Below are 417 nucleotides of genomic sequence, written 5' to 3' on the forward strand. Positions count from 1 at the left end.
TTCTTTTCACCTTTCCTTCACAGTACTATACGCTATCGGTCACTGACTAGTATTTAGCCTTGGGGGGTGGTCCCCCCTGCTTCCCACAAGGTTTCTCGTGTCTCGTGGTACTCCGGATACTGCTGGATTCAATATATTTTCCCTTACACGGCTCTCACGCTCTTTGGCCCGCTTTTCCAAAACGGTTCAGGTAATATATCTTACTCGTATTGCAGTCCTCTACCCCGCAGTGCACGCACCACGGTTTGGGCTCTTACGATTTCGCTCGCCGCTACTTTCGCAATCACTGTTGTTTTCTTTTCCTCCGGCTACTTAGATGTTTCAGTTCACCGGGTTCCCCTCTGTACGTTATGTATTGGCGTACAGATACTTGGAGTTCTTCCAAGTGGGTTTCCCCATTCAGACATCTGCGGATCA

At 48.9% G+C, this 417-nt stretch carries 1 rRNA gene; it reads right to left on the reverse strand.

Features of this window, described 5'->3' with window-relative positions:
• Nucleotides 1-417, reverse strand: a 23S ribosomal RNA gene (locus tag SBH76_RS13510); the annotation flags it as partial.

The sequence above is a fragment of the Lachnoanaerobaculum sanguinis genome (assembly GCF_033242365.1).
GTDB lineage: Bacteria > Bacillota > Clostridia > Lachnospirales > Lachnospiraceae > Lachnoanaerobaculum > Lachnoanaerobaculum sanguinis.